Genomic DNA, 19,862 nt, shown 5'->3' on the forward strand with positions numbered 1-19,862 from the left:
CGGCGATCCCGCTATCATGATGAATATCGACGGTTCCCCCGGCCAAGGGGGAGGCAAGAGGGAACAGGGTGCGTGCCGGCCCGGCCGGCATCAGTCCCTGGCTACCCCCGTAACTGTGAGCGGCGAATCGACCTCCCGCGCGTGACCACTGGGCAACCGGGAAGGTCGGAGGTCGGTGAGGACCCGCGAGCCAGGAGACCTGCCGTCGATCGTGCAACCATGTGCGCCGGGCGGGGTGTCCCGGCGGGAGGTCCGATCGTGAGCCATTCCTGCGCCCTGGCGCCTGCCTGCCGCCGTTCCCGCCAGCCGCGCCGCGACCCGAAGCCGGCTTCGCGGCACTGAGCGTTGCCCGGCTGATGGCCGGGTCATTTCCTGCGCAGCCCGTCACCGGCTGGCGCGCGCCAATGTCGGGAACAGCCATGATCATCACTGCCCGCGTGCCGGGCCTGCCGTGCACCATCGCCACGCCTGCACCCCGAGGGAGGCGAGCCCGATGAGCGAGCGCACCGCATCGGCGGACCTCGCGTCGAGCATGCCGCCCTCTCCCTGTGTCGGCATCTGCCAGATCGACCTGGGCACCGGCTGGTGCGGAGGCTGCGGGCGCAGCGAGAAGGAGCTGGCCAGCTGGCGGGACATGCCGGCCTTCGCCCAGCGTGCCGTCTGGGCCGACCTGCCCCGGCGCAACGCGATCCTGGGCTTGAGCTTCCGGCTCTTGCCGCTGGCAGGTGCTGCCCTTCTGGAGCATCTGGCCTGCCGGTCGCTGCTGCCGGGGACTCGCTGGGCGATCGGCGTCCATGGCGCCAGCGTCGAGTTCGCCGCCGATGACGGGTCCGTGCGCGCCTCGATCGAGGCGGGCGTCCTGCATCTCGCCACCCGCGGCGCCCGCGCGGCCCTCGCACTGCCGGCAGGGGCGCGTGCCTTCGAGCTGGTCGACGGGCAGGGGCGGACTGCCAGGCTCGTGCTGGCCCTGCACCGCGCCCGCCTGCGCACACTCAATCCCGCCACCATCGCGCCGCTCGGGCCGGACCGGGATACACTCGACCCGGCCGGGCGAGATGCCGTCCTGGTCGATCTGGGCCTGGGCCGGCGCGCCTTGCGCTTTTGCGTGCGCAGCCGCGACCCGGACCTGCTGGCCAGGCTCGAGGCCCGGCGCGGCACTGCCTTGCAGGACGCGCCGGATCTGGTCGCGGTTCTGGCGCAGGCGGCACCCGGCTGGGTCGCGACTTCGCCGTTCGGGCGGATCGAGGTCGAGGGACCGATCCTGCGCAACGACCAGGCCGGGCCAGGCACCCGTCTCCTGCCCGACCTGCTGGCATCTGGCCGCGAGCTGGAGCCCGGCCTGGAACTGCCGCCCGACTATCTGGCCTGCGCCAGCCTGTTCCCGGGCGAGGCCGGCCCGCCGGCGCTGGCGGGTGACTTGGCTTAGGCGCGCTCGCCGGCCCGCTGCCCTGGCACCGCGGGGACTGCCGATCGGTCAGGTGTCCGTCGTCCTGACGGTGCGCTTCGGCCAGGTCCGACCGCTCAGCCCGAAGCGTCGCCTCGGGCATGGTGGTGCGGATGGTGGTGTCCGAGGCCGTCCACCGGGATCACCGACAGGTGGCCGCTATGGACGCCGCGCTCGTTCAGGACCGCGTTGGCAAAGGCGCGGACCGCCTCCACCGGCCCGCGCAGCACCGCGATCTCCAGGCAGCTCTGCTGGTCCAGATGGATGTGCATCGTCGCCAGGCCCAGGTCGTGATGGTGGTGCGAGGCGGCGGTCAGGCGCTTGGCGAGCTCGCGGGTGTGGTGGTCGTAGACATAGCTGAGCGTGGCCACGCACTCGATCCGGGGCTCGGCTTCCAGCTTGGCCTGTTCCAGGCCGATCTGCGCCAGGGCACGCAGCGCCTCGGAGCGGTTGGCATAGCCGCGGGCCAGCATGAAGGCCTGCAGCTCGGCGGCGAACTCGTCCGACATGCTGATGGTCGCGCGTTGCATGGCTCTCCCCGCCGGCCCGCCCCGGCCTGCCGGCCCTGAGCCTGGAGCGGGAGCGGCGGGCGGGTCAACCCGGGGGATGGTGGCAGACCTGCCGCAGCACGACCGGCGCATATCTCCCATGAAGGGATAGTGTCTGGACCAAATTCTCCAATAAGTTTAGTTCCTCCGCATCGACCTGCGATTGATGTGAGGCTTGGACGATGCGACCGCCCGTCCTGGCGCAGCCCTGCCTGCGCCGACTTCCGGCAATCCTGCCGCTCCTGGCGGCGCTCGGCCTGGCCGCCTGCAGCGGCCCCGGCGTCTATCCCCTGCCGCAGGATCCCTATGGCGGCGTCGGCACGGTGGCCCCGGTGGGTGCCATCCTGCAGCTCCCGCCGGATCTCGCCGACCTGCGCCTCATGACCCGGCGCAGCGTGGTGAAGGGCATGGTGGTCGAGGAGGTCGTCCTGGCGAACGACACCGCGATCCCCCGGGAGAATCTGATCGTCACCCGCACCCGCTGGCGTGGCTCCGGGGCCTACCTGCCGAGCATGGAGCTGCCCAACCCGTTCAAGCAGAGCGAGATCGAGCAGCATTTCCTCCAGCAGTTCCCGGGCGCGCCCCTGGACCAGGTGACGCGGGAGCGCCGCAACGGGCGCGGGGTGCATCGCTACCTGATCGCCGACCTGGGCGATGCCGGCAGCTGCATCTACGCTTGGCAGTTCTTCGACGCACCCACCGAGACGCGCGGCGGCCTGCACAGCTTCGCGGTGGACCTGCGCTACTGCCAGCCGACCCATGACCTGGCCGCGGCCCTCGACCTGTTCGACCGGATGGCGACCGTGGCGCCGCTCTGAGCGCCCGGCGAAACAACGAAACGACGGAGGACGCCCTCAAGCCGACCGGATCGTCTGGCGTGAGGTGCATGATGAGTGGAGAACGCGGCCGGCCGGCCGCCTCGGGCGTTGCGGTGGTTCACCGCCGCGCGGGCCTGGGGGCGGCTTCGTTCCTGTGGCTGACGCCCTGGGTCGTGGTGATGGCGGCCACGCTCTGGCTGGGTGCGCAGGATTTCGGCGTCGCCAACCAGACGGTGCTGGCGCTCACCTTGCTGGCGATCCTGATCGGCCTCCGGGTGAGCGGCCTCGCCCCCTCGTGCCGGACCTTCTTCATCTTCACCGCCGCGTTCCTGAGCTGGCGCTATCTCTCCTGGCGGGTCGCCGACACCCTGCCCGACCCGACCACGCTGGCCTTCGTCCCGGGCGTCCTGCTGTTCGCTGCCGAGATCTACGGCATCCTCATGCTGTCCCTGGGCGTGTTCGTGAACATCCGGCCGATCGACCGGCCGGTCCCGCCGCTGGCGGCCGACCCGGCCGGGCTGCCGAGCGTCGACGTGTTCGTGCCCAGCTACAACGAGGACGAGACGCTGCTGGAGACCACGCTGATCGCGGCCCGGCGGATGCGCTACCCCGAGGGCAAGCTGAACGTCTATCTCCTGGACGATGGCGGCACCGTCCAGAAGCAGAACGACAAGGACCCGAAGAAGGCGCAGGCGGCGATCGCCCGCAACCGGACGCTGCAGATCCTCTGCGCCAGGCTCGGCTGCCACTACCTGACCCGCGAGTTCAACCAGCACGCCAAGGCCGGCAACATCAACGCGGCACTGGGCCGGACCGAGGGCGAGCTGATCCTGATCCTCGACGCCGACCATGTGCCCACCGAGGACCTGCTGGAGCGGACCGTCGGCCATTTCGCCGAGGACCCCAAGCTGTTCATGGTGCAGAGCCCGCACTTCTTCATCAACCCGGACCCGCTGGAGCGCAACCTCGACACGTTCGGCCGGATGCCCAGCGAGAACGAGATGTTCTACCAGGTGGGCCAGCGCGGGCTGGACAGCTGGAACGCCTCGTTCTTCTGCGGTTCGGCGGCGATCCTGCGCCGCGCGCACCTGATGTCGATCGGCGGGATCCAGGGCACCTCGATCACCGAGGACGCCGAGACCGCACTGGAGCTGCATGCCCGCGGGCTGACCAGCCGCTACGTGGCCCGGCCGATGATCGCCGGCCTCTCGCCCGAGACCTTCTCCAGCTTCATCGGCCAGCGCTCGCGCTGGGCGCAGGGCATGATCCAGATCATGTTGCTGAAGAACCCCTTGTGGAAGCGCGGCCTCACTCTGCCGCAGCGCATCTCGTATCTGTCGAGCATGGTGTTCTGGCTGTTTCCAGTGGCCCGGATGCTGTTCCTGATCACGCCCCTGGCCTACCTGTTCTTCGGCCTGCAGATCTATCGCGCTTCCTACCAGGAGTTCGTCGCCTACGGCCTGACCCATCTGGCCGCCAGCCTGATCCTGACCAACTACCTGTTCGGCAAGGTGCGCTGGCCGTTCATCTCCGAGCTCTACGAGATCGCCCAGGCACCCTTCCTGGTGCGCGCCATCGGCAGCGTCCTCCTGCGCCCACGCGCCCCCACCTCCAAGGTCACTGCCAAGTCGGAGACGCTGGAGCGCAATTTCGTGTCCGAGCTGGCCCGCCCGCTCCTGTTCCTCCTGGGCCTGCTCTCGGCGGCCGCCATCGCCGGCCTGTGGCGCTGGCATGCCTTCCCGCTGGAGCGCGAGAACATCACGATCGTGCTCGGCTGGAACCTGTTCAACCTCCTGTTCGTGCTGGGGGCCATCGGGGTCGTCCACGAGCACAAGCAGCGCCGCGGCATGCCGCGCGTGCCGCGCTCGCTCGGTGCGGAGGCGACGCTGGGCGGCTCGGTGGCGCCGGTGCGGATCTCCGACCTGTCGATCGGCGGCGCCCAGCTCGTCCTGAACGAGAGCGCCGAGGTTTATCGCGACCTGGCGCACGGCAATGGCAGCCTCACCGTCGAGCTGAGTAACGGCGAGCGCACCATTCCCTTCGAGATCCGCCACGCCGTGGTGGAGGACGAGCGGCTGGTGCTGGGCGTGCGCTTTGCCTGCGAGAACGACGAGCAGCGCGCCGACGTGGTGACCTTGTGCTTCGGCTCCAGCGAGGCCTGGGTCGGCTTCCAGGCCGAGCGGCAGCATGCCCGCACCATCCTGGGCGGCTTCGCCCACTTCGCCCGCCTGTGCCTCGTCAAGGGCACGCTCGGCATCCTGGCCGGGCTGCGCCAGGGCCAGGGCCGGGGCCGCAGCGGCCCCTTCCTCGTCACCCGCGCCGCCCGCCAGATGGTCCTGCCCCAGGGAGCGAAGACCGATGCCCCGCTGCACTGAGCCGGCCGCCCGCCGCACCCGCCTGCTGGCCGCGACCGCAGCAATCCTGCTGGCTTGGCAGGCCACCGCCCTCGCCCAGGAGGCCGGGGCTCCATCCGCCGCCCCGGCGCTGGATGCCGGCTTGCCGGCCACGGACCCCGCCCAGCCGGCAACCGAAGCCGGGGCGGAGCCGACCCTGACGGCATTGCCCGAAAGCCTGCCGGACCTCGCCGTCCCGCTGCTCACCCATGACCTCGACCTGCATGGCAGCCGGGACGAGGCGGTGGTGCCGTTCAACCTGGCGCCTGGCGAGGAGTTCACCGGCGCCACCCTGGCCCTGTCCTACAGCAACGCCCTGGCGGTGCTACCCGACCGCTCCCGGCTGGCGCTGACCCTGAACGGCAAGCCGCTCACCGACCTGCCGCTGGTGGGTGCGCAAGGTGCCGCCGGCGCCGAGATCGACCTGCCCGCCGGCCTGTTCCGCACCGGGCGCAACGAGCTGGGCGTCACGCTGGCCCAGACGCACCGCCTGGCCTGTTCCCGCGAGCGCTTCGGCGAACTGTGGACCAAGCTGAAGCGGGACGGCACCAGCCTCGCCCTGCACCGGCCGGGCCCGCGCGCACCGGTGACGGCGGAGGGGCTGGTGGGCCTCCTGTCTGCCTCCGCCTATGATCAGGAGCCCCTGGCGATCGCCACCGCCGCCTCCCTGGCCGGGCCTGCCGGCGTCGAGTTGGGTGCGCGCGTCGCCCAGGCGGTGGCGCTGGTGCGTGGCGACCGGCCGCTCGCGGTGACGGCCCAGCCGTTCGAGAGCCTGGACTGGCCGGCCCTGCACGGCCGCAACCATGTCCTGATCGGCCAGATCGACGAGTTCCGCGGCCTGCTCGACCCCGCGAGCCTCGCCGAGCTGGCGGCCGGGCGGATGCTGGTCCGCCGCCTGCCGGGCGATCCCGACCATCTGGCCATCCTGTTCGCCGGCGAGAATACCGCAACGGTCGGCCGGGCCGTGGAGGGCTTCGTGGCCGGAGCTGGCCGTCCGCTCGATCCCCCGCCGCTGCCGGAGATCGATGGCGGTGCCGTCCTGACCCTGGCGGAGCTGGGCTTTCGGACGCGGGAGCTGCCGCTGGGCGTCACCGAGCCGCTCGACCTCACCTTCCGCCTGCCGCCCAGCTTCTATGCGGCCGACGGCCAGCGCCTCGAGCTGGCCCTGAACTATGCCTATGCCGGCGGGCTCCAGCCGACCTCCGCCCTGGTGATCGAGGTCAACGGCATCCCCGCCAACATGATCCGCCTGGACGACCCGCGCGGCCGCATCGTGGATGGTGCCAGGGTCGGCCTGACGCTCGGCACGTTCCATCCGGGCATCAACCGGATCTCGATCTATCCGATGCTGGATCCCGCCTCGGCCAAGGCCTGCGAGAGCGGGGCGCCGATGCTGAGCCTGTTCCAGGACAGCCGGATCACCATGCCGGACTTCGCCAGGCTCACCCATGGCGGCCAGCTATACGACCTGGTCGACGACGGCTTCCCCTATGGCGAGGAGCCGGCCGCGGTGATGGTGTCGGCCCGAGACCCGGCGGCACTCGGCGCTGCCTGGACCTTCCTGGGCAAGCTGGCGCAGCGCCGGGGCGAGGTCCTGGACCGGCTGAGCTTCGTGCCGCCCGGCTCCACCCCCACCGAGCACCTGATCGCGGTCGGCACTGCCGCCGAGCTCTCGCCCTCCCTGGTCGCCAGGCTCGACCTGCCCTGGACCGAGCCGACGGAACCACCGGCCGTACCGGTGGCAGCCGGTGCCGCCAACACGCCCGTGGCCGCGAGCGTGCCCGACCCGCGGGCGGAATGGCAGTCGCGGATCGGGCCGGAGGGTGGCGAGGGCCTGCTGGAGCGGCTGCGCCGGCTGATCGTGCGTGCTGCGGACGCCGACGTCACCGCGCCGGTACCGGAGCGGCCGGCCCAGCCGGCAGCACCCAGGGCGGGTGGGGCCATGCTGGTGGAGGTGGCCTCGCCCTGGGCGGCGCAGCGGGTGGCGACCGTGCTGGTGGCCGACCGGGCCGACCATCTGGAACCGGGCCTGGGCCGGCTGATCGAGGCGAAGGTCTGGCCGACCCTGGGCGGCGACCGGGCGCAGTGGCAGGCCGGCAGCGACCAGGTGGTGGGCGAGCGGCGCAACCCGCCCTTCATCCTGGAAACGCCTGCGCAGGACCCGGGCCAGCTCCGCCTGACCGTGCTCACCTGGCTGGCGCAGCATCGCTGGACCTGGCTCGGCCTGATGCTGGCCGCCGTGACCTCGGCCAGCCTGATGACCAGCCTCGCCCTGCGCATGCGGCGTCATTGAGGGGGCGGATGCCGGAGCGGCGCAGCGTGATCCTCGCCGTGTCGGGACTGCTGCCGGACCTGCCGGGGCTGGGCCCGGTCGCCCGCTGGCTGGGCGGCAGCCGGGCGCTGCCGGCCGGGGAGTGGGACGCCTGGTGCGGCCGGTTCCTGGACGAGGGGCGGGTGGTCGACACCGGCAACGGCCGGGTCAGCCATACCGAGGGCCAGGGCTATGGCCTCCTGCTGGCACTGGCCGCGGAGGACACGGCCGTCTTCGACGCGATCCTCGCCTGGACCGACCGGCACCTGCCGGTCCGCCCGGACGGCCTGCTCGCCTGGCGCTGGGACCCGGCCCGGCCCGACGACCCGGTGAGCGACCCCAATGCCGCGACCGATGGCGACCTCCTGATCGCCTGGGCGCTGATCCGTGCCGGCCGGCACTGGGGCCGGCCGGAGCTCACCGAGCGCGGCCTGATGGCCGCCCGGGCGGTGCGCAGTGCCGGCGTGGTGCACCATGGCGGGATGCAGGTGATCCTGCCGGGGCCGGAAGGCTTCATCCAGCCCGAGGGCCCGGTGATCAACCTGTCCTACTGGGTGTTCCCGGCACTGTGCGCCCTGATGGCGGCCGATCCGCATCCGGTCTGGGCGCAGCTCGTGACCAGCGGCCACCGGCTGCTGGCGAGCCTGCGCTTCGGCCAGCGCCAGCTCCCGCCGGACTGGACGCTCCTGGCCGAGCCGCCCCGGCCGGCCCCGGGCTTCCCGCCCGTGTTCGGCTACAATGCGCTGCGCATCCCGCTCTATGCTGCCTGGAGTGAGCCCGGCCCGCTCGACCTGGTCCGGCCGATCTTCTCGATCTGGCAGCGGGCCGGGAACGAGCCGCCGGCGGTCATTCCCCTGGACCCGACTTCGCCGTTCGAGGTCGGGGTGACGCCCGGGATCCGCGCGATCCTGGCCCTGCTCCGCTATCTGGAGGACGGCAGCGCGCCGGACTTCCCCTCGATCCAGAACGAACCCGACTACTATGCCGCCACGCTCGTGCTCCTGGCGCGGCTGGCCTTCGACGAGGTGTCCCGGTCATGAAGCTCCGCCCCCTCCCGCCACTCCTGGGCCTGGCGGTCGTGGCCCTGCTGGGCAGCGTGTCGCCCGCCAGCCTCCTGGCCCAGGAGGCGGCCGAAGAGCCCGGCATCACCGTCCGGCTGCAGGGTGGTGCACCCGCCGGCGAGAACGTGGTCGACGAGGCGCTGCTGCGCTACTTGGCCAGCCGGGGCGACCGCGCGGCGGCGGAGGCCGAGATCGCGCGGCTGAAGGAGCTGCACCCGGATTGGGAGCCGCCCAGCGACCTGTTCGGCGGCCTGCCCAAGGTGGACGAGGGTCCCCTCTGGCAGCTCTACGAGAGCGGCGACTATGCGGCGGTGCGCAGCCGCATCGAGGCGCTGCGCAAGGAGCGGCCGGACTGGACGCCGCCGCAGAAGCTCGTGACGCTGATGGCGGTGAACGAGGCGCGCGCCGCGAGCGAGGCGGCGGCGGCCGCGGGTGACTGGGCCAGCGTGGTGGCGCTGTTCGACGCGCAGCCGGCCGCCGCCACCTGCGAGCATGTCGACAATCTCTGGCGCCTGGCCGAGGCGCAGCAGCGCACCGGGGCGGGCGAGGCGGCCCTTGCCACCTATGCGCGCATCATCACGACCTGCCCGGATGCCGACCACCGCTTCGCCACCCTGCAGAAGGCGAAGCTGCTGGTGCCGCCGGCCGAGCTGGAGCGGCTGGTTGGCCTGGAGAAGGCGCGGACCGGCTCCCCGGAGCGGCTGGCGAAGCTGGAGACCCTGACGGCCAGGCCCACGGCACCGGCGGGGAGCCGGCCGGCCGGGCCCGACTTCAGCCGGATCTACAAGCCTGGGGCCTCGGTGGGCGATGCGCGTGCGGTCGCCGACGCGGTGATCCGCCGGCGCGATGCGGCCGCCGCCCGCAAGATCGGCTGGATCTACCAGGCGGCCGGCGACGATGCCGCGGCGGCACCCTGGTTCCAGCGCAGCCTGGACTGGGCGCCGGGCGAGGAGGCCGCGAGGGGCTTGGCCATGAGCCTGGCGGCCCTGGGCAAGCTCCCGGAGCTGGATGCGCTGGCAGCCCGCTATCCGGAGGTGGTCACACAAGCGCGCGGCGGCCAGGTGGCGGTCGCGGTGGATCGCGGCGACCTTGCCACCGTGCTCAAGCTCACCCGCCAGACGGGCAAGCCGGCCGAGCTCCTGATGCGGAGCTGGACCTACATGAAGCTGCTGCGCCCGACCGAAGCGCAGCTCAGCTTCGCCCGGGTCATGGCGGCACCCGACGCCATGCCCTTGCAGCGCGACGAGGCGGTCTACGGCCTGATCCGCGCCCAGATCGCCCAGCACCTGTTCCAGGACGCGGCCCAGAGCATCGAGCGCTACGGCCTGCCGCCGGACCAGTACAACGAGGTGCAGGCCGAGCTGCTGAGCCAGGAGATCCAGGTCGCCTTCCGGCAGAAGGACTACCGCCGCACCGTCGCACTCCTGGAAAAGCGCCGCGACTTCGCCCTGCCGGACCGCGGGCTGGAGATCCAGGAAGCCTGGGCGCGCTACCATACCGGCGAGGTGCACACCGCCCGGCGGATCTTCACCCGGCTGGACCGGATCGTCAGCACCGAGGAGACCGAGGCGGGCCTGGCCCAAGTCTCGCGCAAGCTCGGGCCGGGCTGGTAATCGCTTTGGGAGCGGCCGCTTGCGCTAACCCGACCGCTCCCGCCCGGAGATCAGCAGGAGGCCCAGGATCAGCCCGCCGAACAGGATCGCGCGCCAGCCCGGCGAGGCGTTCACCACGGTGATCAGCGCGGTGATGGTCACCAGCAGGATCGAGCCGGCGATCGTGCCGAGATAGGTGCCGCGCCCGCCCAGGATCGAGGTGCCGCCCAGCACCACCGCGGCGATCGAGCCCAGGAGGTAGGGCTCGCCGATCCCGACATAGCCCTGGCGGTTCATGCCGAGCAGGAGCAGGCCGGCCAGGCCCGCGCAGAAGCCGGACGCGGCATGCACGGCCAGGATCGCCTGACCGGCACCCACCCCGGCCAGGCGGGCGGCCCGGTCGTTGGTGCCGAGCGCGAACAGCCAGGAGCCCAGCACCGTGCCGTGCAGCACGAACAGGGTCACGGCGGCGATCACGAGCCAGGTGACGATCGTCATCGGCAGGCCGAACAGGGCGCCGTTGCCGAGGAAGGTCACGGCCGGGTTCACCGTGCTGATCGCACTGCCGCCCGCGATCAGGATCAGGGCACCCTGCAGGATGGTGGCGGTCGCGAGAGTCAGGATCAGCGGATGGACGCGCAGGAGCACGACGCCGATCCCGTTCAAGCCGCCGATCGCCGTGGTGATCGCCAGCGTCATCGCGACAGCACCCATCCCGCTGGGATCGAAGGGGAAGGTGAGCAGTGGCAGGATGATCGCGGCAAAGGTGATGATGGCCGCCACTGACAGGTCGATGCCCCCGCCGATCACCACCAGCGTCTGCCCGGCGGCCACGATCCCGGTGATCGAGGCCAGCTCCAGCAGGTAGCGCAGATGGCCGATCTTGGCGAAGCCGGGCTTGAGCAGGCCGGCCGCGACCCACAAGGCCACCACGACCAGCCAGCCGAGCGTCACCCGGTGGCGGAGAAGGCCGCTCATGCCGCACGCTCCCGCAATCGCTTGATGCCCATGGCGGCCACGATGATCAGGCCCTGCATCACGTACTGAGCCACGGGCGGCAGCCCCAGGAAGAACATGACGTTGACCAGCACCGCCAGCAGCAGGCTGCCGGCGACCGCACCGCGGATGGTGCCCTGGCCGCCCAGAAAGCCCACCCCGCCCAGCACGGCCGCGGTGATCGACTGCAGGGTGAGCGGGTTGCCGATCAGGGGATCGCCCGCCCCGGTCTGGGCCGCGACATAGACCCCGGCAAAGGCGGCGAGCCCGCCCGAGATCGCATAGGCGGCGATCCTGGCCAGCGCCACGTTGACCCCGGAACGGAAGGCCCCGGCCGGGTTGTCGCCGGCGGCATCGATCGACAGGCCCAGCGGCGTAGCCCGCAGCACCCGCCACGCGACCAGGATCAGGATCAGGATCAGGAGTGCGGTCGGATGCACGCCCACCAAGCCCTCGGACAGCCAGCCGGGCATCGAGCCGCCCGGCCGCGGCATCACCAGGAGGGCCGCGCCGCCGATTAGGAAGGAGGAGGCCAGGGTGACGATGATCGCCGGCAGGCCGAACAGGGCGACGATCGTGCCGACCAGGCCGCCCGCCGCCACGCCGATCGCGACGGTGGCGGTAATCCCGAGCCCCGCACCCAGCGCGCTCTCGCCCACCAGTGTCGCCGCCAGCACCGTGCCGAGGCCGACGGTGGCGCCGATCGCAAGGTCGATGCCGCCCATCAGCATCACTAGGGTCTGGGCGATCGCGACCAGCGCCACCGGGAACCAGTTCTGGGTGAAGCGCGCGATCCCGGCCCAGCTCAGCAGGCCCGGGTGGAGGAAGGCGTAGAGCGCCAGCAGGAGGGCCAGGAGGACGAACAGGCCGATCTGGCCGCGATTGCGCCGCCAGATCAGCCGGGCGTGCAGGGCAGCGCCCGACGGTACCTGCCTCATGCCGCCTCCTGCCGCGCCACGCCCAGCGACGCGGCGACGATCGCCTCCTCGCTGGCCTGCCCGTGCGGGAGGTCCGCGGCGATCCGGCCGTCCCGGAACACCAGCACCCGGTCGCACAGATGGACCAGCTCCAGCGCATCGGAGCTGAGCAGGATCACCGCCATGCCGCCCGCTGCCATCCCCTTCAGCCGCAGATAGATCTCGCGCTTGGTATCCACGTCGACGCCGCGGGTGGGGTCGTTCAGCAGCAGCACCTTCGGTGAGAGCGGCAGCCAGCGGGCCAGTGCCACCTTCTGCTGGTTGCCGCCGGACAGGAGCTGCACCGCCCGCTCCGGGCCGCCGCCGCGCACGTTCAGCTTCGCCGTCAGCTCCCGGGCCACCTCCGCCTCCCGGGCGAACCGGCGCAGGCCGCGCCTGGCCAGGCGGCGCAGGCCCGGCAGGGTCAGGTTGAAGCCGATCGACAGGGGCAGGAGCACCGCCTCGCGCTTGCGGTCGGCCGGCACATAGGCCAGGCCCCGCCCGATCGCGTCCGCAGGATTTCGGCTCGGCCGGTCGACCCCACCCGTGGCCAGGCGCTCCGCCTGCGCGTCCAGCGCACCGTAGAGGGCCAGCAGCAATTCTTCCTGCCCCTGGCCGAGCAGGCCGCCAATGCCCAGCACCTCGCCCTGGCGCACGACGAGATCGACGCCACCGACACCCGGTGCCGTCAGCGCCCGGGCCTCGAGCGCCGGCTCGTCCCGGGTGGTCGAGCGGAACGGCGGGAACAGGTCGCCCGGCTCGCGGCCGACCATCAGCCGGACCAGGGCCGGCGGGTCGATCCCGTCCATGGTCCGGTCCGCGGTACGGGTGCCGTCCTTCAGCACGGTCACCCAGTCGCATAAGTGCATGATCTCGTTCATGCGGTGCGAGATATAGACCAGCGCGGTGCCCTCGCGCTTGAGCTCGGCCAGGACCTTGAACAGCGCCTGCACCTCGTGCGCGGTCAGCGACGAGGTCGGCTCGTCCAGGATCAGGACGCGCGGCTGGCGGTAGAGCGCCTTGGCGATCTCGACCAGCTGGCGCCGGCCCAGCGGCAGTTCCTCGACCGGCTGGTCCAGCGCCACGTCCAGGCCGAGCCGGTCCAGGACCCGGCCGACCTCGACGGCCAGCCGGCGGTAGTCGATCAGGCCGCGCCTGGTCGGCACCGCACCCAGCGCCACGTTCTCCACGACTGACAGATGCGGCGCCAGACTCAGCTCCTGCTGGACCACGGCGATGCCGTGGCGGCGCGCCAGGGCCGGGGTCAGCCGTGCGCATGGCTGCCCGTCCACCAGCAGCCGGCCCTCGTCGGGCGAAAGCACCCCGGAGAGCAGGTTGACCAGCGTGCTCTTGCCGGCACCGTTCTCGCCCAGCAGCGCATGGACCCGGCCCGGGACGATCTCGATCGAGACGTCCTTCAGGACCGGGTTGCCGAAGAAGCGCTTGACCAGGCCCTGGGCCGCGAGGACCGGGGCCGCGTTGCTCACTTCAGGCCGAGCAGCTGGTCGAACATCGCCAGGTCATAGGGCGAGTAGATGTAGCCGTCGGCGGGAAAGTCGCCGGCGCGCGCCAGGTACTCGTCGATGTTGCCATTGTCGATGATCGGCAGCGGCACCTCGACATAGGGCTGGATGTCCTTGCCGTTCAGCGCCTGCACCGCGGCATAGACGCCGAGCCCGCCCAGCCAGTTCGGCTGCATGGTCGCCCAGGCGGTGAGCTCCTTCTCCTTCCACAGCTCCAGGAACTGCCGGTAGTTCTCGCCGGTCATCGGCGGCAGCTCGCGGCCCTGGCGGTCCATGGCCAGGATGGCGCCCGCGGACAGCGCGCCACCCAGCGACAGGATCCCGTCGATCTCGGAGTGCTGGAACAGGAGGCTGGTCATCGCCTCCTGGGCGGGGGCGGAATTATAGGCGGTGTTGGTCTCGGTCAGCACCTCCAGGCCGGGATTGGCCTCCAGCACCGGCGTGGCACCGGCGCGGCGGTCCTCGCTCACCGAGATGCCGGCCGGGCCGTTCATGATGATGATCTTGCCCTGGCCGCCCAGCTTGTCGGCGATGAACTCCGCCGCCTGCTTGCCCCACTCGTTGCTGTTGGTGTTGATCTTGACCGTGAGCTGGTCGGTATCGACCAGGCTGTCGACATTGGCGACCGCGATGCCCTTCTCGCAGGCCTGCTCGATCACCCGGTTCAGCGCCGTAGAGGAGCCCGCGATCACCACGATCGCATCCACGTCCGCGTCGATCATCGACTGGATCTGGGTGATCTGGTTGTTGGCGTTGCCCTCGGCATCGGTGATGACGAGATTGTCGACCAGCCCGTCCTTCTTCAGCTGCTCGACGACATCGGTGATCGTGCCCTCGGTCTGCTTCATCCAGGTGGGCACGGAATAGATGTTCGCCCAGCCGACCGTGAACGGCGGCTTGCGGTCACCCTTGATGCATTTGGCGGCGGCTTCGGCGGTCGCGGGTGCCATGAGCTGCGTGCCGGCGACCAGGGCGGCCGCGGCAAGACCGAGAATGGATCTGCGCATTTCTATATGTCCCTCCCTGCGGACGCGCTCGATTACAGCGGCTTTTCCCGCAACGGAATACGGTAATCACGCGCCGCATTGGCGAAGAACATCGCCCGGCGCTCGTCTTCGCTGAAACCTTCGAAGATCCGGTCGAACGAGCCGAACACCTCGTCCCAGGTCGCGTGCAGCGCCGCCACTGGAAAGTCGCTGCCGACCATGCAGCGGTCCGGCCCGAACGCGTCCACGCAGGCCATGGTGACGGCCCGCAGGCTCTCCAGCGTCCAGTCATGGTCGTAGGCGACCAAGTCCGACAGCTTGATCCGCATGTTCGGCTCCCTGGCCAGGAGCTTCAGCCCGTCCCGCCAGCGCGCCATGCTCGCATCATCCCGGTCAACCGGGCTGCCCACATGGTTCAGGATGATCGTGGTGCCCGGATGGTCCGCCGCGAGCCTGGCCGCGTCCGGCATCTGGCCGGGATAGATCATCATGTCGAAGCTGAAGTCGAACTTCTCCAGCAGCCGGAAGCCCTGGAGCCACTGCCCGTCCTGCATCCAGTCCGGCCGCGCGGCGAAGCGCTTGTTCGGGTCGTCATGCCAGGAAAGGATGTAGCGGATCCCGCGCACCCGCGAAAACTGCGCCTGCTGCTCCAGCACCGCCTCGACCTTCGGGTCGTGCAGCGGTGCGGTGGCGACGATCGCGGACGGCAGCCCGTCCCGCTCGGCCAGTTCCTCCAGCCAGCGCGTCTCGCCCACCGGATCGTCCGCCAGCCAGCCGGCCTCGACATGCACCGTGCCGACCAGGTTCCAGTGCTGCGCGTCCTCGCGGATCTGCGTCGGCAGATAGTCCCGGTAGAGCGGCGTCGGGTCGCCGAACACCATCTCCTTGCCGGGCTGGGGCACGATCCACGGGTGCTTGCCCATGGAAATGTCCCAGAAATGGTGGTGCGCGTCGATCAGCGGACCGGTGTAACTCATGCCGACAGTCCCAGATCCTCGGCATAGGCGAATAGGGCAGGGGTGCCGCCGGTATGGACGAACACGATCTCCTCGTCCTTGCCGAACCGCCCCTGGCGCACCTGGTCGATCAGCCCGGCGAACGCCTTGCTGCTATAGACCGGGTCCAGGATCACGCCCTCGGTCCGCGCCAGGAGCTGCAGCGCTTCCCGGCAGCCATCGGTCACCACGCCGTAGCGTTCGCCGATATACTCGTCATGACTGTCGAAGTCGGTGGGCTCCAGCTTCGTCTCCATGCCGATGATCGAGGCCGAGCGGTTGGCGATCCGGGCGATGTCGGTTGCCCGGTCCTCCTCCCACTTGATCGGCGCCACGTTCACCACCCTGGTCTTGCGCCCCAGCGCCTTGAACGCCAGGGCGATCCCGGCCGGGGTCATGTTGGCGCCGGCGATGTACAAGGCCGCCGGATCGATGCCGGCCCCCCCGAACTGCTCGTGCAACTCCAGCCCGGCATCGACATAGCCGACCGCGCCCAGCGCCAGGTTCTGCAGGTCCATCGGCGCCACGAGGTAGGGCTTTTTGCCCTGCGCCCTGAGCTCCTCGGCCTTCTCGTCGAGATAGGGCTGCAGCAGCTCCACGCTCGGCAGGTCCACCACCCTGACCTTGGCGCCCAGCAGCTTGAACAGCAGGAAGTTGCCCTGCAGCTTCGGCCCCTTCTCGCCGTGGACCACGACCAGATGGATGTCCAGGCCGAGCTTGGCGGCGGCAGCACTCATCTGCCGGCACCAGTTCGATTGGGTGTAGGCGCCGGCCACGATCGTGTCGCAGCCCTTCGCCAGCATGTCGGCGAATACGTATTCGAGCTGGCGGGTCTTGTTGCCGCCGAACGCCAGCCCGGTCGTGTCGTCGCGCTTGAGCCAGATCTTCGGGCCATCCAGCGCCTCGGTCAGGCGCGGGCAGAACTCCAGCGGGGTCGGCAGATGGGCGAGCTTGATGCGCGGCAGCGCATCGAGCTTGGCGCGCAGGGCTTCAGGGGAAGTCGTCATCATGCTCTCAGGCAGCCATCGGCCGCGTCGTCTTGGCCAGGTCGCGGAAGTTGTCGCGGATGTGCTCCGCGGCGCGGATCGCCAGCGCCGTCACGGTCGGCGTCGGGTTGACCACGCCGCCCGTGGTCAGCACCGAGCCGTCGATGATGAACAGGTTGGGCACGTCCCAGCACTGCTGGTACTTGTTGACCACCGACATGTCCGGCGACTTGCCCATCCGCGCAGTGCCGAGCAGGTGCCAGGCCGGCGTGCGGTAGATGCCGTGCTCGTCCATGTAGTCCTGGAGCTTGTACTCGAACGCACCCGTCGCCTTGGCGATGTCGACCAGCCGGTCGGACATGAACTTCATCATCTTCATGTCGTTCTCGCCCGGCCGGTAGTGCAGCTCCGCCACCGGCACCCCGTCGGCGTCGCGCTGGCTGGCCGACAGCGTCACCCGGTTGTCCGGGTTGGGCAGGTCGTCGCCGATCCCGAAGATCCCGAAGTTCCGCCCGAAATGGCGCCGGAACCACTGGTGATGGCCCTTGCCCCAGGGGGCGCGCGCCTGGGTCATGTGGCCGTTGGCCTGCTCGCCCGCACCGCCGGTGGTGACGCAGTTGAAGTTGAAGCCGTTGACGAAGCCGCGGCTGACATCGGTCTCGGCGAATTCGCGCGAGACCAGCGCCGCCACGTAGCCGGTATGGGAGGCCAGCGGCTCGTCGACCCACATCTCGCAGGCGACCAGCGTGTGATGCAGCAGGTTGCGGCCGACCTGGTCCGAACTGTTGGCGAGATTGTCGGAGGCCAGCAGCAGGCGCGGCGTGCCCACGCCATTGGCCGCCAGCACCACCACGTCCGCCGTCACCTTGTGCTGCCGGCCCGTGTTGCGGTCGACATAGATCGCTCCGGTGGCCCGCCCCGAGCGGTCCTTCTCGATCCGGATCACCCGCGCATAGGTGCGCAGCTCGGTGCCCGCCTCCAGCGCCCTCGGCCAGACCGAGAGCGAGAACTTGCTCATCGAGCCGCGCGGGCAGCCCGTGCAGATCCCGCAGCCGTTGCAGGCCGGCCGCCCGTCATAGTCCGACGAGATCACGCCCGCCGGCACCGGCCACCAATGCCAGCCGAGCTTGTCGAATGCTTCTGCCATCTTCCGGGCCGGTGCGCCCATCGGCAAGGGCCCGGTCGGGTAGGCCGGATGGGCCGGCATGGCCGGGTCGCCTTCCAGGCCGCTCACCCCGATCAGCGCGTCGGCCTTCTCGTAATAGGGTGCCACGTCCTCATAGGAGATCGGCCAGTCCGGCTGCAGCCCGTGCTCGGTGCCCTTGCGGAAGTCGGAGGGGCGGTAGCGCGGCCAGAGCGCGCCATAGACATTGGTCGAGCCGCCGACCCCGTTCCACATCAGGACCTGGGAGCTGTCGCTGTTGACCGGGAAGTCGTCGGCATTGGGCCGGCGCACGTTGACGTCCGCGTTCCAGCGGGTGCGCCGGTCCCACTGCCAGTCCGGCCGATAGTGCGGGTGCTCCCTTGGCTCCACCCAGCCGCCCTGCTCCAGGCAGATCACGTGCAGCCCGGCCTCGGCCAGGACCAGCGAAGCGAGGGAGCCGGTGGCGCCCGAGCCGACGATCAGGACGTCGGCATGATCGTTACGCGCGGCCATGGCGCTCTCCCAGATGATCAAGGCCCGAGATGTCGACCGGCTTGACCTCGTCGGTCGGGATGTAGAAGCCGCGATTGTGCTTCGGCCGGTCGCGCTCACGGTCGAACGGCTCCAGATGGTAGCCCTTGAGGATCGGCACCGGGTCATAGGGCTGGCCCAGTGCCCGGATCGCCGGGATCACGCCGGGGCTCTCATAGTAGCCGAGATAGGTCGCGGTGCGGATCAGCGTGAACAGCCTGGGCTGGCTCGCCTCCAGCTTGGCGACCACGATCATCCGCTGCTCCTCGTCCAGCGGCCCGAGCGGTCCGCCGCAGGCCGAAAGCGCCTGCTCGACCTGAAGGAGCGCATCCTCGCCCAGCTCCTCCAGGAGCCGCATGCCGAGAATGCCGTGCACGCCTGCCAGCGATGCGGAAGGCCAGTCGTCCTCGCCCGGAATCAGCACGTCGACCAGGTCACGCAGCATGGTCGACAGCCGTATGGCCTCGCTCACCCCAACCTCTCCCATCACAGTCTTTCTTCCGACGCGGGGTCGAACAGATGGACCCGCGCCGCCAGCGCGCCGAAGCGCACCTTTGCCCCCACTGCCGGCGCCTCGTCCGGCTCGCACAATCCCTTGACCGCCTGCCCGCCGATCTCGGCATCCACATAGGAGACCGGCCCGATCGGCTCGACCAGGAAGACGTCGCCCTCAAGGGTGAGGTCGCGCTGGGCGTTCGCCATCAGGTCGGTCGGCCGGATGCCCAGGATCGCCTTCCGCCCGCCCCGGATGGCACCGAGGCTCTGCTCGGCCACCACGCCGGTCGGCAGGGACAGCACGGTCTGGCCGACCCGGCAGCGGATCACTCCGTCCTCCAGCCCGGTCTCGACCTCGAAGAAGTTCATGGCCGGGCTGCCGATGAAGCTCGCCACGAACAGGTTGGCGGGCTTGCGGTACACCTCCATGGGCGGGCCGATCTGCTGCAGCTTGCCGGCCCGCATCACCGCGACCCGGTCGGACAGCACCATGGCCTCCTCCTGGTCATGGGTGACGAACACCGCGGTCGTGCCGATCTCGCGCTGCAGCCGCTTGATCTCGGTGCGGGTCTTCACCCGGAGCGAGGCGTCCAGGTTGGACAGCGGCTCGTCCATGAGCAGCACGGCCGGGTTGCGCACCACCGCCCGGCCCACCGCGACGCGCTGGCGCTGCCCGCCCGAGAGCTGCACGGGCTTGCGGTCGAGCAGGGCGCCCAGGTCCAGCATGTCGGCGGCAGCGTCGATCTGCCTGCCGATCGTCGCCTCGTCGAGCCGCTGCTGGCGCAGGCCGAACGCGATGTTGTCGCGCACGCTCATGTGCGGGTAGAGCGCGTAGTCCTGGAACACCATGGCGATGTTGCGCTCGTGCGGGTCGCGCTCGGTGACGTCGGTCCCGTCGAACAGGATCGAGCCGGCCGAGGGTTTCTCCAGGCCGGCGATGCAGCCCAGCGCCGTGCTCTTGCCGCAGCCGGACGGGCCCAGCAGGGTCAGGAACTCCCCGTCCGGCAGGGTGATGTCGAGCTCGGACACCGCGTACACGGCGCCGAACTGCTTCGTCAGTCGATCGAGGGTGACGCTGGCCAC

At 70.6% G+C, this 19,862-nt stretch carries 16 protein-coding genes and 1 riboswitch; of the genes, 6 read left to right on the forward strand and 10 right to left on the reverse strand.

The genetic code is table 11. From position 1 onward, the window contains the following. Positions 1 to 13: 13 nt before the first annotated feature. A riboswitch (cobalamin riboswitch) is annotated at positions 14 to 221 on the forward strand. 272 nt (positions 222 to 493) lie between these two features. Beyond that, positions 494 to 1,426 (forward strand): DUF1289 domain-containing protein, encoded by a 933-nt coding sequence (locus tag HLA95_RS06775; protein ID WP_222182838.1) that lies wholly within the window; start codon positions 494 to 496, stop codon positions 1,424 to 1,426. Positions 1,427 to 1,521: 95 nt separating this feature from the next. Here the strand turns inward: HLA95_RS06775 and nikR are convergent, their stop codons facing one another. Further along, the gene (gene nikR, locus HLA95_RS06780) at positions 1,522 to 1,974 is read right to left on the reverse strand and encodes a nickel-responsive transcriptional regulator NikR (RefSeq protein WP_191061230.1); all 453 of its coding nucleotides are present in this window, start codon (positions 1,972 to 1,974) and stop codon (positions 1,522 to 1,524) included. A 200-nt stretch (positions 1,975 to 2,174) separates the two neighbouring features. Here nikR and bcsN point away from each other — a divergent pair, with 200 nt between their 5' ends. From bcsN to HLA95_RS06805, 5 genes are all read left to right on the forward strand, one after another. Then, the gene (bcsN, locus tag HLA95_RS06785) at positions 2,175 to 2,810 is read left to right on the forward strand and encodes a cellulose biosynthesis protein BcsN (RefSeq protein WP_191061229.1); all 636 of its coding nucleotides are present in this window, start codon (positions 2,175 to 2,177) and stop codon (positions 2,808 to 2,810) included. 71 nt (positions 2,811 to 2,881) lie between these two features. Next, positions 2,882 to 5,185, forward strand: a complete 2,304-nt coding sequence (gene bcsA / locus HLA95_RS06790; protein WP_222182839.1) for a UDP-forming cellulose synthase catalytic subunit — start codon at positions 2,882 to 2,884, stop codon at positions 5,183 to 5,185. Continuing rightward, positions 5,169 to 7,496, forward strand: coding sequence for a cellulose biosynthesis cyclic di-GMP-binding regulatory protein BcsB (locus tag HLA95_RS06795; RefSeq protein WP_222182840.1), 2,328 nt, complete (start codon positions 5,169 to 5,171; stop codon positions 7,494 to 7,496). The genes bcsA and HLA95_RS06795 overlap by 17 nt, the downstream gene beginning before the upstream one ends. Before the next feature lie 8 nt (positions 7,497 to 7,504). Continuing rightward, the gene (locus HLA95_RS06800; protein ID WP_222182841.1) at positions 7,505 to 8,554 is read left to right on the forward strand and encodes a family 8 glycosyl hydrolase; all 1,050 of its coding nucleotides are present in this window, start codon (positions 7,505 to 7,507) and stop codon (positions 8,552 to 8,554) included. After that, positions 8,551 to 10,188, forward strand: coding sequence for a hypothetical protein (locus HLA95_RS06805; RefSeq protein ID WP_222182842.1), 1,638 nt, complete (start codon positions 8,551 to 8,553; stop codon positions 10,186 to 10,188). The genes HLA95_RS06800 and HLA95_RS06805 overlap by 4 nt, the downstream gene beginning before the upstream one ends. Positions 10,189 to 10,212: 24 nt before the next feature. Here HLA95_RS06805 and HLA95_RS06810 read toward each other — a convergent pair whose 3' ends face one another. The 9 genes from HLA95_RS06810 to HLA95_RS06850 are packed head-to-tail and all read right to left on the reverse strand — an operon-like array spanning position 10,213 to position 19,862. After that, positions 10,213 to 11,145 carry an ABC transporter permease gene (locus HLA95_RS06810; RefSeq protein ID WP_191061677.1) on the reverse strand — a complete coding sequence of 311 codons (933 nt, stop codon included), beginning with the start codon at positions 11,143 to 11,145 and terminating at the stop codon, positions 10,213 to 10,215. After that, positions 11,142 to 12,101 carry an ABC transporter permease gene (locus tag HLA95_RS06815; protein ID WP_191061678.1) on the reverse strand — a complete coding sequence of 320 codons (960 nt, stop codon included), beginning with the start codon at positions 12,099 to 12,101 and terminating at the stop codon, positions 11,142 to 11,144. The genes HLA95_RS06810 and HLA95_RS06815 overlap by 4 nt, the downstream gene beginning before the upstream one ends. Continuing rightward, on the reverse strand, positions 12,098 to 13,606 hold the full coding sequence (locus tag HLA95_RS06820; protein WP_222182843.1) for a sugar ABC transporter ATP-binding protein: 1,509 nt from the start codon (positions 13,604 to 13,606) through the stop codon (positions 12,098 to 12,100). The genes HLA95_RS06815 and HLA95_RS06820 overlap by 4 nt, the downstream gene beginning before the upstream one ends. Next, on the reverse strand, positions 13,603 to 14,649 hold the full coding sequence (locus tag HLA95_RS06825) for an ABC transporter substrate-binding protein (protein WP_191057824.1): 1,047 nt from the start codon (positions 14,647 to 14,649) through the stop codon (positions 13,603 to 13,605). The genes HLA95_RS06820 and HLA95_RS06825 overlap by 4 nt, the downstream gene beginning before the upstream one ends. A 32-nt stretch (positions 14,650 to 14,681) precedes the next feature. Further along, entirely contained in the window at positions 14,682 to 15,605 is a 924-nt protein-coding gene (locus tag HLA95_RS06830; RefSeq protein WP_191057823.1) for an amidohydrolase family protein, read from the reverse strand. Next, a complete protein-coding gene (locus tag HLA95_RS06835; RefSeq protein WP_191057822.1) occupies positions 15,602 to 16,630 on the reverse strand; it encodes a D-cysteine desulfhydrase family protein in 1,029 nt (342 codons plus the stop codon). The genes HLA95_RS06830 and HLA95_RS06835 overlap by 4 nt, the downstream gene beginning before the upstream one ends. A gap of 7 nt (positions 16,631 to 16,637) precedes the next feature. Next, the gene (locus tag HLA95_RS06840) at positions 16,638 to 18,266 is read right to left on the reverse strand and encodes a GMC family oxidoreductase (RefSeq protein ID WP_191057821.1); all 1,629 of its coding nucleotides are present in this window, start codon (positions 18,264 to 18,266) and stop codon (positions 16,638 to 16,640) included. Beyond that, positions 18,253 to 18,756 (reverse strand): gluconate 2-dehydrogenase subunit 3 family protein, encoded by a 504-nt coding sequence (locus HLA95_RS06845; RefSeq protein ID WP_191057820.1) that lies wholly within the window; start codon positions 18,754 to 18,756, stop codon positions 18,253 to 18,255. The genes HLA95_RS06840 and HLA95_RS06845 overlap by 14 nt, the downstream gene beginning before the upstream one ends. Positions 18,757 to 18,770: 14 nt before the next feature. After that, positions 18,771 to 19,862, reverse strand: a complete 1,092-nt coding sequence (locus tag HLA95_RS06850; protein ID WP_191057819.1) for an ABC transporter ATP-binding protein — start codon at positions 19,860 to 19,862, stop codon at positions 18,771 to 18,773.

This window comes from Geminicoccus harenae, from assembly GCF_019800005.1.
Classification (GTDB): Bacteria; Pseudomonadota; Alphaproteobacteria; order Geminicoccales; family Geminicoccaceae; genus Geminicoccus; species Geminicoccus harenae.